This is a genomic window from Nostoc sp. JL23 (assembly GCF_017115065.1).
Classification (GTDB): Bacteria; Cyanobacteriota; Cyanobacteriia; order Cyanobacteriales; family Nostocaceae; genus Nostoc; species Nostoc punctiforme_A.
In genome coordinates this window covers 16571-32289 of record NZ_JABXKN010000155.1, presented here as the reverse complement: position 1 = coordinate 32289, position 15719 = coordinate 16571, and the positions used below count along the sequence as shown (strand labels likewise).

The window sequence follows — 15719 nt, the reverse complement described above, 5'->3', positions numbered from 1 at the left end:
TTTATTTAAAGAAGAATGCAGAATTCAGAATCCAGAATTCAGAATCAATTAGTGGAGGAATTAAACCCACATATTTACCCGCCAGTCAAACTTGAATTCATGCTGAATTCTGACTCCTGACTCCTGAATTCTTTATTGTTAAAACTCACTTTAAGGGGAACCACCGCCTGAACGACTACCACCACCGCCACCACCGCCTGAACGACCACCGCCACCGCCACCGCCACCGCCACCGCCTCCTCCAAGACCAGGCAGAACTCCTCCTCGTGGTGTTGATTGCGGGCGCGATCCTGGTGGGAAACTGAGCAATACTCTCTCGTTTCCTGTCAATCCAGACTTAACTTCAGTAAAGTTATTCGCGGTAACGCCAGTCTCAATGCGAGTAAAGATAGGTTTGTTATCTGCTCCAGCCACATATACACCTGTGGCATTTTGTTGGCGCACCACTGAGGCTGTTGGCACTACTAGAACATTTTGAACTTGACCGACTTGAAAATCTACTTCTGCATTCATCCCAGACCGCAGTAGTCTTTGAGGATCTGAAAGTGATACTCTCACTTCAAAACTGGTGACGTTTTGCTCTACTATTGCTTGGGCAGCAATTTGGCTGACTTTACCTTCAAAGGTCTTTCCTGGGTAGGCATCTGCTTTAATCGAGACTTTTTGACCAAGGCTGATTTTGGAAATATTTGTTTCCGCTAAATTGGCGACGACTTCATTTGTGGAAGCTAAAGACAAGATTGAAGAAGAAGAAGAAGAAGCTACTTCACTACTAGCAGTTGTAGGTGTCACAAAAGCGCCGGGATCGGCAAATTTCTTTGTCACTACCCCATCAAAGGGTGCGCGAATGATCGTGTCATTGATTTCGGCTTGGATGTTTTGCAGCGAACCACGAGCCGATGTTACCTGGGCGCGGGCTGCATTAATATCTTCTTGGCGCGTTCCGGCTTTCAGAAGTGCCAAAGCTTGCTGTCTCTGCTTCACTACAGCTTGTGCTTGCTCGATGTCTTCTGGACGTGACCCGGCCTTTTGCAACCCCAGTGCTTGCTGTGCTTCATTTACGTTAGCTTGGGCGCTGTCACGATTGGAACGGTTTTGGTTAAGAGTCTGAAGGGAAATACCGCCTGCATTGTAAAGTTGCTGATTGCGGACAAAATCATCTTCTGCTTGGCGAAGGGCGGCTTGAGCGCTTTGCAAACGTGCCTGTGCTTGGGCAATATCTTGAGAGCGATTACCTGCTTGTACCTTTTGTAAATTCGCCTGGGCTTCGTCTAATACTCCTTGTGCTTGAGCAATATCTTGAGGACGATTGCCTGCGATCGCTTTTTGCAAATTCGCCTCGGCTTGTGCCAATTGTCCTTGAGCAGAGGTAAGTTGCCCCCGCAGGTTGGAATCATCCATGTAAGCGACAATCTGTCCTTGTTTGACGATATCTCCTTCTTTCGCCAGCAGGCTTTTCAAGATGCCGGAATTTTTTGGGCTGAGGTTAATTGACCGCTCAGGTTTTATCGTTCCGTTCGCTGAAACTGTGATTGTTAAACTCTGTCTTTCTACAGGCTTTGTCAGCACCCGACGGCTAGCTTGTTGACGGGAAACAACCGTTGCTTGGTAATAAACGGCATAGCCAATTCCACCCAAAAGGCAAAAAGCAATTAGCCAAGAGAGCCAATTACGTCTGCCCTTTTTTTTCTTTACCTCTGGAACTAAAACTGAGGAATCTACGGTATTTGGTGTATCAATTTTCATATCCATTTTATCTATAAGGAACGGCTACCGAGCTAGTTATTCACGGCTAATATAGCCTGGTAGCCTTATACCGACAATGATTTTGAGTTTTTAGTGTTTTAAAGGTTTATTTGCAGTACCAATCCACTAGGAAGTCTGAAGTAATCATCACGCACTCTAACTAATCTCCCAGCCGGAACAATTTCCTGATTAGGAAGAAGAATATCCCCGTTGGGAAGTCGGAAGTAACCTTGATTACGCAATCGGGCTATGGATCTAGCAGGAATAATTTGCCCATTGGGATATCTGATATCACCATTACCAAGTCTGACTACTCTGTTATAGGATTGGTTGTCACGGTTCCAATTATCCTGATCTCTAGGGTTTCTGATTTCTACAGTATTGTTGGATCTGCCATCGCGGTTCCAATTATCCCGATCTCTAGGGTTTCTGATTTCTACAGTATTGGTGGATCTGCCGTCGCGGTTCCAATTGCCCCTGTCTCTAGAATTTCTGATTTCTACAGTATTGTTGGATCTGCCATCGCGGTTCCAATTGCCCCTGTCTCCAGCGTTTCTGTCTTCTCTATAGTTGGATCTGCCGTCGCGATCCCGACCTTGATCGCTTTGAGCAACAACGTGGGCTTTCGTCTCAGCATTTGCAGGCGCAGTCAAGAGAGTGGGAACAACGAGCAGGGCAGCAGTAGCAGCTAAAACTATCGATAAACGATTTGATTTCAACATGGAATTGATTCCTTATTTAGATTAAAGTTCTATTATGATTAGGTTCAAATTCAGCAATTTAGACAGTTGCTTTTGTTTTGGCATCAAGATGTCTAATATTTACCTCATCGTATAAATTCATACATTACAATTATTGCTCAAAATCTTTAAACCGATGTATGACCAAAGTCATTAGTAATTCCAGACTGATGTATGACCAAAGTCATAAGTTTTTTGAATAGGGAGTGGGGCATTGGGCACTTGTACTGAGCGTACCCCTCCGGGGAAGCAAGCTACGCGTAGCATCTAGTAGAGAAGTATTGGGTATTGGGCATTGGGCATTGGGAATTAATCAATAATTCTGCTCCCCTGCTCCCTCATCCCCACTTAAGCTTGGCTTGGTGCAATTCCTTGCCAAACAATATCCACAAGATTCTGGACAAATGTTGATACTTCTGTGGCACGATCGCCAGAATTTAATGGTAATTCGGTAGTTGGTATACTGACTTGAGACGATATCTGCTCTACAAAAACGTAGTTCATCAGCGATCCTAGTAAGATATGAGCCACTGTCTGGGGATCGCAAGGGCGAAGCCGATCTTGGTTGATCTCACGCTCTAGGAAAGCAGTCAGTGCTTTGACATCTTGCATGGGTCTTGGTTCTTTACCTCCAAATTCTGGGAGTGCATTCCCTCGCGATCGCAGCATTACGATCAGAGGCAACACCTCACGATGGAATTCCATAATCTGGAGACAAACCTTGATGAGGTTTTCTTTGAGATCGCCTTTACCACAAAGAGATTCCAACTCGCTCACCCAGAGGGGTTTTTCTGGAATTCCCATCGCTGCAAAAAATAATTCTTCTTTCGTTGAAAATCGCTTAAAAATTGAAGCTTCAGAAATACCAGCCTGGTGAGCAATTTCTAATGTTGAAGCACCAAATCCTTGTTGTAGGAAAACTTGTCGAGCGGCTTCTAAGATTTGCTGATTGGTGATTCTGGGTATCCGAGCCATAAATAAGTGAGTGATTACTTATTAATTTATTGGTTTGATTATGGGTATGTCAAGAACTAATGACGTAAGATTTTGCTACCGTCAAGAGCGCAGATCGTTTAAGCTAGCTGAAAGATTCTTTGATTAGTGGCTTAAAGGCGGTAATGTGCCTAAACATGTTCGTTTGATTTCTCTTTTAATGGTCTGTAGTTTGTGGAGTATGCCAAAAGCCGCTAACGCGCAGGCATTAATACCCCATACACTGCAACTAGATGCGACAAAGTTAGAGAAGCAGGGGTTGAGCTTGGCACAAGAGGCGGCTCAACTAGCTCAGTTTCAACAGGTTGAATTAGCTTTGCCACGAGCGCGGCTGGCTAGTCAACTGGCTCCTGGGAATGATAAAGTATGGTTGCTCTTAGGTGGATTGCAACTGCAAACGAAAGAGTTTGACGGAGCGATCGCTAGTCTGAAAAAAGCACAATCTATCAACCCTAAAAATGGTGATATTCTGTTTGCTTTGGGTTCAGCTAATTTTCAGCAGAAAAATTACCAGGCTGCTGTTGTCAATTATCAAGATGGTTTGAAATTAAAACCCAACGATCCAGAGGGTTTATTTGATTTGGGTAATGCTTACTTTTTACTGGGTAAATTGCCAGATGCGATCGCACAGTACGATAAAGCTGTCTCCCAAGATAAAAAATTCTGGCCCGCACTCAACAATATTGGCTTAATCAACTACGAACAAGGTAATATCCCCGAAGCGATTAAGCGATGGCAATCTGCTGTAACCCTTGATAAACAAGCCGCAGAACCTTTATTGGCCTTAGCCGTGGCACTGTATACTAAAGGCGATCGCCAACAAGGACTAACCTTGGGAGAAACTGCACTCCGTATCGATTCGCGCTATGCTAATTTAAATTTCCTCAAAGAAAATCTCTGGGGCGATCGTCTACTGTCTGATACGAAAAAATTCCTAGAATTACCACGTATTCAAGCAGCCATACAGCAACGAGAAAACTCATCATCAGCGCCTACGCCTAGAAAACAGCCTACTCAATAGGAGTGGGGAGTTAGGAGTTAAAAGTTAGGAGTTGGGAGTTAAATATTTCAACTCATAACTCCTAACTCTCTTATTGCCACTTGCCTAATAGTATCTTTTCGTAGTACATCTATACTAGATAAATACAGGAACTAGTCGCCCAAAAACATTGGCGGGCGAGTATTCCTGAAATAGTCGTTAATTCTTAGTTCTCGTCTGTGGGTAGAAGTGCGATGATTTGGTCAACGAACTGTTGATGGTCAACAACTGGCTTAGAAATGTAGCCATCAGCACCGCTTTGCTTGAGAAAATTCTCGCGATCGCCTTCCATAGCATGTGCTGTCACCAGAATCACAGGTAAGTTTGCTGTTTTTGGATCGGATTTTAACATTTGTGTAATCTTGATTCCATCAACGGATTTGCCTTGGTAAACACTTCTGGAGAGAGAAACATCCATCAAAATCAGGTCGGCTTCTCCTGATTGGGCAATTTTGATGACTTCTTCGACATTTTCAGTGTGTTTTACACCCAAGCCACCACGCTTGGACAAAATTTTGGAAAAAACACGAGCATTAATTAGATCGTCTTCGACAATTAAAACAGTTTTCATGAGAATTTTAGTTATAGAGGTGAGGAGATTCAAGAATTCCAGAATACAAAATTAAAGATTTGCAATCATGGTAAGTATCATGGCTACTAAGTTTATGTAGATTATACTCGTGTGCATCCTTTTTAATAGTCAATGTGCATTTTAGTCATCAAGGATGATACTACTGCTTTTTCTTCTGTGACTATCAAAATTTTGTTATGAATATCATTTAATCCGTTATGCTGTGGTTGCCGCAGTGTTGAGTTCCATCGGCTTTTGTGTAGTTAAATTTCAGGGAAAAAACTCATGGCAAAACAGTTAAACCTTCTCTCAACGGGACAGGTAATTCCAACAGCCCTGCACACCGAGATGCAACGGTCTTATCTAGAATATGCCATGAGCGTGATTGTCGGGCGAGCGCTACCAGACGTGCGTGATGGCTTAAAACCAGTGCATCGGCGCATTTTGTATGCAATGCACGAACTCGGTTTAGTACCAGATAGACCCTATCGAAAATGTGCCCGTGTAGTGGGTGATGTGTTGGGTAAATACCATCCCCACGGCGACCAATCAGTTTACGATGCTTTAGTCAGGCTGGTGCAGGATTTTTCTAGCCGCTATCCCTTGCTAGCAGGACATGGTAACTTTGGCAGTGTCGATAATGACCCGCCAGCGGCGATGCGCTACACAGAAACGCGCCTTGCACCCATCAGCCATGAGGGAATGCTGACAGAAATTGGTGAAGAAACTGTGGAATTTGTCGGGAACTTCGATAATTCCCAGCAAGAACCAACGGTTTTACCTGCTCAGTTGCCGTTTCTGTTACTCAATGGCTGTTCTGGGATTGCCGTGGGAATGGCGACGAATGTTCCACCCCACAACTTGGGGGAAGTTGTCGATGGGTTAATTGCCCTAATCGACAACCCAGATTTGCCAGATGAAAAATTATTTGAGCTAATTCCAGGGCCAGATTTTCCCACTGGTGGGGAAATAGTTGGTGAAGCGGGAATTCGGGAAGCATACACCACAGGTAAAGGTGGAATTCTGTTGCGGGGAGTCGCAACTCTGGAAGAAATTCCAGCCGCTAGGGGAAGCAAGCGCCGGACGGCAATTATCATTACAGAATTGCCTTATCAAGTGAATAAGGCTGCCTGGATTGAGAAGGTCGCGGACTTAGTAAATCAAGGACGCTTGCAAGGAATTTCCGATCTTCGGGATGAGAGCGATCGCGAAGGGATGCGGGTGGTAATTGAACTCAAACGCGATACCAATCCCCAAGAAGTTCTCCAGCATTTATATCACCAAACTGCTTTACAAATGACTTTTGGGGCAATTCTCCTCGCCATAGTGGATGGACAACCCCGCCAGTTAAGTTTGCGTCAACTGTTGCAGGAGTTTTTGAAATTCCGGGAAGAGACGCTGAACCGTCGCTACAATTACGAGTTGGCTAAGGCCCAAAGTCGTGTGCATTTGGTAGAAGGTTTGCTGAAAGCGCTGTCTAATTTGGATGAGGTAATTCAAATTTTGCGCCAAGCTCCCGATGGAAGTACGGCAAAAATTAATCTTTGTAGCCAACTGGATTTGAGTGAGGTACAAGGAGATGCAATTCTCGCTATGCCATTGCGCCGCCTCACTAGTTTAGAACAGCAAAATTTGCAGCAAGAATTTGAGCAGATCAGTGGACAAATTAGCTTATTGGAGCAATTACTCAACGATCGCCGCGAATTACTCAAGGCGCTGAAAAAAGATTTGCGATCGCTCAAGCGCAAGTACAACGATCCCCGGCGAACGAAAATCGGAGAGGAGCAGAAGTCTAAGGGAGAGGAGCAGAAGGGCAGAGGGGCAGAGGGGCAGAGGGGCAGAGGGGCAGAGGAGGAGGAATTTAAATCTTCGGAACCAGTAGAAGAAGCAATTTTAGAATTTACCCAACGGGGTTATGTCCGCCGCACTCAGCCATCTGGGAGAAAGTCAAAAGCTGAAAATGGTCTACACGATAATGACTTTATTATCCAAACTGTTTTAACTGACACAGGGAAAGACTTGCTAATACTAACTGGTGGCGGCAAAGTGTATCCGGTGAATGTGGGAGAAATTCCCCCAACTACTGGGCGTTCTCCACGGGGAAAACCTTTGATTACCATGCTCAGTAATACTGCTCAAGGCGCTCAAGAAGCTGTGGTCAGCCGCTTTTTGCTACCGGAAAATCTCGAAACTAGACAGATGATTCTCTTAACAAAACAAGGACGAATCAAGCGTCTGTCTTTGGGAGAATTCACTAACCTGACTCGGCGCGGCATCACGATTTTGAAGCTTAAAGACGATGATGAATTGTCATTTACCCAGTTCACCGCTCCAGGAGCGCATCTGATTTTAGCTAGTTCTGGTGGGCGAATGTTGCGCTTTGCAGTCAATGATGAACAATTGCCGGTCATGGGTCGCACAGCGATGGGTTTACAAGCATTTCGCTTATTGAAAAATCAGCAAATGGTTGGCTGTGTGACTGTCGGTAAAGATGACCAACTGCTGCTAGTTACTCAAGAAGGATATGCCAAGCGGATGGCTGCGAGTCAGTTGAGAGCGGCTAATCGCGGTGATTTGGGGACGCAAACGCTGAAGTTTGCCAGCAAAACTGACAACTTAGCTGGTATGGTCATGGCGATCGCATCTGGCGAAGTAGCTTTAGTGACGAATAAAGAGCGGGTAGTGCGAATACCTGTGGAAACAGTGCCGCTCTTAGGTAGAGATGTTAAAGGTGAAAGCATCCTCCAACTCAACCGCGATGAAAAAATCATTACGGTTGCTGAAGTGCGATCGTAAATTAGGGTGATGTTTAACTTGCGACAAGCCAACTTGCAGGATTTAGAGGCGCTAATCGAGCTGCGTCTCGAACTCTTGCGGGAGGCTGGCGAGATTAAAGGAGACTCTGACACTACAAACCTAGCTGAAGCAACTCGAAAATATCTTAGCGAAAAAATGCCGTCGGGTGAGTGTTTTAGCTTGGGTAGCTGAAGTGGATAGTCAAATTATTGCCACTACCGGCTTGGTATTTTTTCAACGACCCCCTTACAATGGCAATCTCTCAGGCTTAGAAGCCTACGTTATGAACGTTTATACAATTCCCATGTGGCGAGGACAGGGAATTGCAACAGCATTATTAAAGGAAATTATCAGCTTTGTGAGAGCAACTGAGGCAAAACGCCTCTGGCTTCACGCCACCGAGGATGGTAAACGCGTCTACGAGAAGCTTAGTTTTGTCTCGACTGCAAAAGAAATGGAAATTGTTTGGTATTGACTTTAATTATCAGGAATTTTTTATTTTTAAATGCAAAATATATTTAAAAACAAGCAGTTTAGCTAAAATAGTTGATAATTAATTTCAACAGTATGAGATGATTATAAAGCTAAAAGTTTAAATAACATTTCTTTTACGTCAGTAAATCTCACTGAAGGCTGATGTTTTAATCTGTATAAATAGTTATTTTTATTCATGTCAAGGTATGGAAACAAAAGTATAAAAAATGTTTCCTTTCTCAAAATATTTGTTATATTAGTTTACATAAGGCAATAAACCTTAAGAATTAAGTTTGGAGTTCTAACCATGACAAATGCAAGCACAACAAAAGTCACTACTCCTGTAATTGAAGATCGCAACGCTTGGCGTTGGGGCTTTACCCCACAAGCAGAAATTTGGAACGGTCGGTTGGCAATGATTGGCTTTTCAGCTGCCGTTTTGGTTGAAGTTTTTTCTGGTCAAGGCTTCCTACATTTTTGGGGCATCCTGTAAGTTTTAATATTCAAGATGACCTATAAATAAAAAAACCTGGAGTGCTAATTCACTACCAGGTTTCATTTTTTTGTCATTCGTCAGTTGTCATTTGTCAGTTGTTTATTCACTAATGACTATTGACTAATTGACTACCGAATATATTCCTTGAGAACGCTGTTACGATTTGGGTGGCGTAACTTGCGAAGTGCTTTCGCCTCAATTTGACGAATCCGTTCGCGGGTGACGTTGAAAATCTGGCCGATTTCCTCAAGGGTTTTCATCCGACCATCATCCAAGCCGTAACGTAGTCTGAGAACATCGCGTTCGCGCGGGCTGAGACTGTCGAGGACTTTTTCAAGGTCTTCGCGCAGAAGATTTTTGGAAACTTGGTCTTCTGGTGTCTCACCATCGGATTCAATAAAATCGCCCAATCGAGAATCTTCTTCTTTACCAATAGGCGTTTCTAATGAGATAGGTAACTGGGCAGATTTAGCAATGAACCGCAACTTCTCAATGGTCATTTCCATCCGAGTGGCGATTTCTTCTTCAGTGGGTTTGCGACCCATTTCTTGAGATAGCAACTTGGTAGTTTTCTTAATCCGAGAAATGGTTTCGTAAAGGTGAACTGGAAGACGAATTGTGCGGGATTGATCTGCGATCGCGCGGGTAATTGCTTGACGAATCCACCATGTAGCGTATGTAGAAAACTTATAACCTTTTTCGTGGTCAAACTTTTCAGCGGCACGAATCAAACCGAGACTGCCTTCCTGAATTAAGTCCTGGAACGACAAACCACGATTCATGTACTTCTTAGCAATTGAAACTACAAGACGGAGGTTAGATTGCACCATCTTGTCTTTCGCCCGACGACCAACATGGAGGCGATAACGAAAGGCTGGTAGTGGCAGTTGTACTGCTTCTGCCCATTCACTATCTCGAGGATCGCGATCTAATTGCTCACAGAGTCTTTCGCGGACTCTCTCTAATTCCAGCAAATCGGCTATTTTACGAGCCAATTCAATTTCTTCGTCTGCCCGCAACAGACGAATTCTACCAATTTCTTGCAAGTAAAGCCGAATTGAATCTTCGGTATAGTGCTTTTTCTTGCTTTGTGTCCGACGACGCGATTTAGCGGCTTTTCCAGACTTTGCGTCGTCCTCATCAGACTGAGGCTCTAAAAATTCCTCGTCACCTTCATCGATGATCAGCAAGTCCTCTTCGTCGTCTATTAAGAGTTCTTCTAACTCGAGCTCAGGCTGATTTATTATTTCTAGGTCAGGCTGATATATGCTTTCGAGTACGTTGTTAGCCTGGTTCATGCCGCGTTCCTCATGCTCCTTGCAGAATCAATTACTCAAGATGTGTTTACTGCTCTTTTAAACGAGCCAATTGCCAACCGAAAATAAGTTTTTTGGCAGATTTGCCAGAGATATTTTCGGACATTTTACACCTCCGTAGGAGGGTTTTTACTTTAGTTTAAGCAAATACTAAAGGTGACTTGCTCACTTTAGTAAATGTTATATGTGTTGCTATCACATATTGCTTTCAACTAACTGGTCAAAAAAAATACTTGCCTTTATCAAAAAAATTGCCACTCTATACAAATGAGTTCAGACTATTGGCAGATTTTCGTATAAAGACTCTTCCGATTGTAGCCTGTTTCACAGAAATTGCACTCTTTTTGTGTATTAATCATGAATTCATTAAGTAACTTTTAGCTACTTTCACCAAAAAGACATTGAAAACGGGATTTATACCCTGAAATTTTTTCTCCACTTTTCGGAATCGCAGTGACGCTCTTATTACATTAGGAAGTAAGTACGCTTGCTCCTGCGGAATCTCATGTATTTTACACAACATTAATTACTGAGAAAGAGTGCATTTTATGTTAACTCAGACTATTAGTCTTAACCTACCCATTTTTACATTTCCTTCATAAATTAAGCATCCCTTAGACTAAAACGGGTCTTGTCCTTGGGTAAATACAACAACGGTGGTGGTGCTTGCCTAAAAGCAGTTAACCTTCTGCGTACTAACTACCTTAACTGAGGAGTTGAGGCGGTGGCAGAATCGACCTGATCGGAGATCAATTTAGGTTTACTAATTCGGTCTTATTCACACGTTAGCGCACTGTGGCGATTTCAGCCCTATGAAACTTGACAAACTTTTCTTATTGTATACAAGGATATTTTAATCAATTCAAAAACAATTTGTCCTGTGAACTTGCCAATCTCATCTTATATTAGGCAAAAGTACATTAGATACATACGATACGATCGCGATCGCCACGGCACTACATGAAGATATTAACAAGTTTTCAGGCTTATGGTGTGTATTTCCAACAGCTATTACCTCGAACACAGAGAACCCAGCAAATTACCTGATGATTTAGCTACAAAGCTTTTTTGCGTAAATCAATTGTAAATTTCAATACTTTTATTTCGGTAAGTTTCTGTCATCTTGTGATGATAAATCCTCAAAGTACTTATTAATTGCTGTTAGATAGATGATATTCAGTTATTTTCTTAAAGCATAACAAATGTGTTTCTAGCTGGTGGTTCAAATTAATCAGCGAGTCAGAGTAAAGAGTATTATCTGAACTAACTTTCCAATAAAGTTGGTAGTTTTGCTAACAATCAATGCTCGATTGTTTCGACAATCTTGACAATCAGCAAATTATATGGTTAATCAAGCGATAAACTTGGAATATTTGTATTTTTTGTAGTGTTGACTTGTCACACAAGTGATAAGTCAACTTAAATTTTTAATTGATTGTTAGCAACTAGTTCAAAATCACGGTGGCTTTCAAAGTTGAAAACTGGAGACTATGAACTTTGCTGAACTACCGTGGTGTTGGGGTGGTGTTTAGACTTGCAGAGAAATTAGGTGGCAGAAGTACCTGGTCAACTACATGCACAATGCCGTTGCTAGCTGGGATATCTGGCTGACTCACTTTAGCGTTGTTGACTGTGATTGAGTTGCTGGCACGATCGACTGTGATTTTAACGGGACTACCCTCAACTGTTTTAACTTCTCCAGATGTCAATTGCTGGGAGGTAATTCCCCCAGGTATGACGTGGTAGGACAGAAGCTTGACTAATTGTTTTTTGTTTGCTGGTTGTAAGAGTTGGTCTAGAGTAGCTTTTGGTAAAGCAGAGAACGCAGCGTCAGTAGGTGCAAATACTGTATAAGGGCCTGGTGCAGCCAATTGTTCAGTTAATCCGGCAGCTTGCACTGCTTGGATGAGAGTTTTGAACTGTCCTTGACTAGCTGCTGACTTTGCCAATTCTGCTAAATTTTGGGTGGCAATAGTGGCAGTAGGAGTTGGCGTGACCGGCGGGACAGTTGTTGAAGGGACAGTTGCTGTAGGAGTTTCTGCAACAGGTTGAGCGCAGGCAGACAGAGCAACTAAGCTACCGATGCCAATAATATTGAACAATGCTTTTCCTACTATGCCTTTGCTCGCTTTCATAGCTTTGTGTAGAATCCAGTTAAATAAGGAATTATTAATAATAGTTAATGAATTTGTAGATATAGTCACTTACTCTAACGACATAATTTGTAGCATCAAAAATATTAATACAATAAATTTATAAATTACATAGCTTGTCATCATCCAAAAGAGGTAGTTTTTACAGAAATTTTGGATATAAATTCTTTAGCAAAATCTTTTGCAGGAATGTCAAGTAATATTTCAAAGTTAAAGATCCCCAACTTCTTTGAAAAATCGGGGATCTTGTTTTTTAGGAATGATTTAGGACTGCTGATATTAGATATCTAGATCGGTGAAGTTGAGTTTAGAGCCATAGGTTTCGATGAATTCTCGTCTGGGTGCAACCCGATCGCCCATTAAAATTGTAAAGATGCGATCGGCTTCGGCGGCATCCTCAATTTCGACTTGCTTCATTTTACGAGTTTCTGGGTTCATAGTGGTGTCCCAGAGTTGTTGTGGCATCATTTCACCCAATCCTTTGAAGCGTTGGATGGTATAGTTGGCGTTAGCCGGAAATTTGGCGATCGCTTGATTCTTTTCGCGATCGCTATAGCAATACTCATGATTACGTCCCCGTTCTACTTTAAACAGCGGCGGACAAGCAATATAAATAAAGCCTTGTTCGATGAGCGCTCGTTGATATCGATAGAAGAATGTTAACAATAAAGTCCGGATGTGCGCTCCATCTACGTCAGCATCCGTCATGATGACTATGCGGTGATAACGCAGTTGGGTGGAATCGAATTCATCACCTTTAACACCTAAACCAAGTGCTGTAATTAACGATTGAACTTCGTTATTTTTATAGATTTTAGCGTCGTCGGTTTTTTCAATGTTAAGAATTTTACCGCGTAGAGGCAAGATTGCTTGAGTACGGCGATCGCGTCCTTGTTTTGCACTCCCACCTGCTGAGTCCCCTTCCACGATGAATATCTCAGATTCGCTAGGGTCACGAGAACTGCAATCTGCCAACTTACCAGGTAATGGCGAAGATTCTAGTACGGATTTGCGTCGAACTAATTCCCGTGCATGACGCGCTGCTTCTGCGGCTTTGAAAGCTTGGATAGCTTTATCTAAAATTGAATCTGCGATCGCAGGATGAAATTCTAGATACTCAGTGAGGACTTCTCCCACTAAAGAATCCACAATTCCCCGTACTTCGGTGTTACCGAGTTTAGTCTTGGTTTGTCCTTCAAATTCTGGGTCGGGGACTTTAACGGAAATTACGGCTGTCAAACCTTCACGGACGTGTTCGCCACTGAGGTTAGGTTCATTCTCTTTAATTTTATTGCGCTTGCGGGCGATCGCATTTAAAGTCCGCGTCAGAACTGCTTTCAACCCTTCTAAGTGCGTACCACCATCCACCGTGCGAATATTGTTAGCAAAACCTAGAACATTATCCGTGTAAGCATCAGTACACCATTGCAAGGAAACTTCCACTTGTACGTTGTTGCGTTCTCCCTGCACATAGATAATTTCTTCATGCAGTGGTTGCTTCTCGCGGTTCATGTACGCGATATATTCTTTAATGCCACCCTTGTAATTGTAGGATTCTACTTTCGGTGTATCGCTTTTTAGTAGTTCTAGACGGTGGTCAGTAAAGGTAATTTTGACACCTGCATTCAGATACGCCAATTCCCGTAGGCGACCTGATAAAGTAATGTAATCAAACTCAATGCTAGTTGTAAAGATTTGGGTATCTGGCTTGAAGGTGACAGAAGTTCCAGTTCTAGCTTCTTTGTAAGCCTTGGTTTGCAGTTCAGTAACTGGGATACCGCGTTCATAGCGTTGGAGATAAACCTTTTTATCTCGCCAAACCGTAACTTCTACAACTTCAGAGAGGGCATTAACAACAGAAATACCAACCCCGTGCAATCCTCCAGAAACTTTGTAACCACCGCCGCCAAACTTACCACCGGCGTGCAGTACCGTCATTACGGTTTCCAAAGCCGATTTTCCGGTGCGCGAGTGAGTATCGACGGGAATACCGCGACCATCATCTGTTACAGTCACCGAACCATCAGCGTTGATATCCACTTCTATATGAGTGCAATGACCCGCCAAAGCCTCATCGATTGAATTGTCCACCACCTCGTAAACTAAATGGTGGAGTCCTCGCGGCCCAGTGGTACCGATGTACATTCCTGGTCTTTTGCGGACGGCTTCCAGACCTTCCAGAACTTGAATCTGATCGGCACTGTAACTGCTCGTCATGTAAACTCTCCTGATGCGTGGGGTTAAAATCGCCTAAAGGCAAATAAAAGTAAAAACACTCCAAAATTGTAACACAAAAGCCTTGCTGGCGTCTGTAGGGCATTTTCAAGAGAAGTTTATACTGGGGTTGCACTACCGTGCAAGAGGGGCAAAGAAGCAGAGGGGCATGGGAGCAGGGGGAGTAGCGGGAGAAAGAATAATCAATACCTTAACCCAATGCCCCATAACAAATGACTAATGACTAATGACTAATGACTAAATTAATTGTGATTTGTGGGGCGACGGCAACGGGTAAATCTGGTTTGGCTTTGGCTTTGGCAATGCGGTTGGGTTCTGTAATTCTCAGTGCTGATTCTCGTCAAGTTTATCGTGAGTTTGATATTGGGACGGCAAAACCAACTATAGCTGAACAAAAATTGGTGCCGCACTATCTAATAGATATCTGCGCTCCAACAGACACGATGACAGTAGCAGACTACCAGGAACAAACACAAGCGTTAATTGCTTCTGTTGATGTTACACCACTGTTGCTAGTTGGTGGTACTGGTTTATATATCCGTTCCATTGTCCAAGGAATGAAAATTCCGAGAGTTGCACCACAAACGGAATTGCGATCGCAGCTTGAATCTCTAGGTCAACCACAACTCTACGCAATGTTACAACAAGTTGACCCGATTGCCGCACAAAAGATTCATGGTAACGATTTAGTGCGGACTTTACGAGCATTAGAGGTATTTTACGTGACTGGGCATCCAATTTCGGAACAGCAAGGGGAGAATCCACCGAACTATCCAATTTTGCAACTTGGCTTAGATTGCGATGTCGAAAAGTTGCTTGCTCGTATTCAACAGCGTACTGAGCAAATGATAGCAAATGGTTTGGTTGCTGAAGTGGAGTATCTTTGTCAAAAATATGGCGCTGATTTGTCTTTGTTGAATACTTTGGGCTATCAAGAAATTAAACAATATTTGGCTGGGGATATTTCTTTAGATGAAGCTAAAGAATTAACAGTTTTGCATACCCGACAATTTGCCAAGCGACAACGTACCTGGTTTCGAGCATATCCACAAATTGAATGGTTTGATGCGGATGATCCTGATTTATTAGAGAAGGTTTGGTATCGGATAAATGAGTTTATAAGCTGCACAAGTTCGTGAGAATTATAAACTCATGCAAAG

Annotated in this window: 13 protein-coding genes; 6 read left to right on the top strand and 7 right to left on the bottom strand. The window is 43.0% G+C overall.

What is annotated here, in order from left to right:
- Positions 1 to 150 precede the first annotated feature (150 nt).
- The 3 genes from HWQ42_RS34760 to HWQ42_RS34750 all read right to left on the bottom strand — a co-directional run bounded on the left by HWQ42_RS34760 (position 151) and on the right by HWQ42_RS34750 (position 3461).
- Positions 151 to 1746 carry an efflux RND transporter periplasmic adaptor subunit gene (locus HWQ42_RS34760; RefSeq protein WP_292820555.1) on the bottom strand — a complete coding sequence of 532 codons (1596 nt, stop codon included), beginning with the start codon at positions 1744 to 1746 and terminating at the stop codon, positions 151 to 153.
- A gap of 98 nt (positions 1747 to 1844) precedes the next feature.
- A complete protein-coding gene (locus HWQ42_RS34755; RefSeq protein ID WP_292735004.1) occupies positions 1845 to 2468 on the bottom strand; it encodes a hypothetical protein in 624 nt (207 codons plus the stop codon).
- 366 nt (positions 2469 to 2834) lie between these two features.
- Positions 2835 to 3461, bottom strand: coding sequence for a TetR/AcrR family transcriptional regulator (locus HWQ42_RS34750; RefSeq protein WP_292820553.1), 627 nt, complete (start codon positions 3459 to 3461; stop codon positions 2835 to 2837).
- A gap of 145 nt (positions 3462 to 3606) precedes the next feature.
- Here HWQ42_RS34750 and HWQ42_RS34745 point away from each other — a divergent pair, with 145 nt between their 5' ends.
- The gene (locus tag HWQ42_RS34745; RefSeq protein WP_292734998.1) at positions 3607 to 4500 is read left to right on the top strand and encodes a tetratricopeptide repeat protein; all 894 of its coding nucleotides are present in this window, start codon (positions 3607 to 3609) and stop codon (positions 4498 to 4500) included.
- Between the two features lie 184 nt (positions 4501 to 4684).
- Here HWQ42_RS34745 and HWQ42_RS34740 read toward each other — a convergent pair whose 3' ends face one another.
- Positions 4685 to 5089, bottom strand: coding sequence for a response regulator (locus tag HWQ42_RS34740; protein WP_289796406.1), 405 nt, complete (start codon positions 5087 to 5089; stop codon positions 4685 to 4687).
- 285 nt (positions 5090 to 5374) lie between these two features.
- Between HWQ42_RS34740 and gyrA the strand changes: the two genes are divergently transcribed.
- The 4 genes from gyrA (at position 5375) to HWQ42_RS34720 (ending at position 8852) form a co-directional block, all read left to right on the top strand.
- Entirely contained in the window at positions 5375 to 7885 is a 2511-nt protein-coding gene (gyrA, locus tag HWQ42_RS34735) for a DNA gyrase subunit A (protein ID WP_292820550.1), read from the top strand.
- A 9-nt stretch (positions 7886 to 7894) separates the two neighbouring features.
- Positions 7895 to 8077, top strand: a complete 183-nt coding sequence (locus tag HWQ42_RS34730; RefSeq protein WP_292820547.1) for a hypothetical protein — start codon at positions 7895 to 7897, stop codon at positions 8075 to 8077.
- A complete protein-coding gene (locus HWQ42_RS34725; protein ID WP_292820544.1) occupies positions 8052 to 8360 on the top strand; it encodes a GNAT family N-acetyltransferase in 309 nt (102 codons plus the stop codon). Before HWQ42_RS34730 ends, HWQ42_RS34725 begins: the two co-directional genes overlap by 26 nt.
- Before the next feature lie 306 nt (positions 8361 to 8666).
- Positions 8667 to 8852, top strand: coding sequence for a chlorophyll a/b-binding protein (locus HWQ42_RS34720; protein WP_292734986.1), 186 nt, complete (start codon positions 8667 to 8669; stop codon positions 8850 to 8852).
- A 131-nt stretch (positions 8853 to 8983) separates the two neighbouring features.
- Here HWQ42_RS34720 and rpoD read toward each other — a convergent pair whose 3' ends face one another.
- The 3 genes from rpoD to gyrB form a co-directional block, all read right to left on the bottom strand.
- Positions 8984 to 10153: an RNA polymerase sigma factor RpoD gene (gene rpoD / locus HWQ42_RS34715; protein WP_069073375.1), complete on the bottom strand. Its 1170-nt coding sequence runs from the start codon at positions 10151 to 10153 to the stop codon at positions 8984 to 8986.
- Between the two features lie 1523 nt (positions 10154 to 11676).
- Positions 11677 to 12306, bottom strand: a complete 630-nt coding sequence (locus HWQ42_RS34710) for a fasciclin domain-containing protein (protein WP_292820539.1) — start codon at positions 12304 to 12306, stop codon at positions 11677 to 11679.
- Positions 12307 to 12603: 297 nt separating this feature from the next.
- Positions 12604 to 14541: a DNA topoisomerase (ATP-hydrolyzing) subunit B gene (gene gyrB, locus HWQ42_RS34705; protein WP_099101209.1), complete on the bottom strand. Its 1938-nt coding sequence runs from the start codon at positions 14539 to 14541 to the stop codon at positions 12604 to 12606.
- A 251-nt stretch (positions 14542 to 14792) separates the two neighbouring features.
- On the opposite strand from gyrB, the gene miaA reads away from it, so the two are divergent.
- Positions 14793 to 15698, top strand: a complete 906-nt coding sequence (gene miaA / locus HWQ42_RS34700) for a tRNA (adenosine(37)-N6)-dimethylallyltransferase MiaA (protein ID WP_292820533.1) — start codon at positions 14793 to 14795, stop codon at positions 15696 to 15698.
- Positions 15699 to 15719 lie beyond the last annotated feature (21 nt).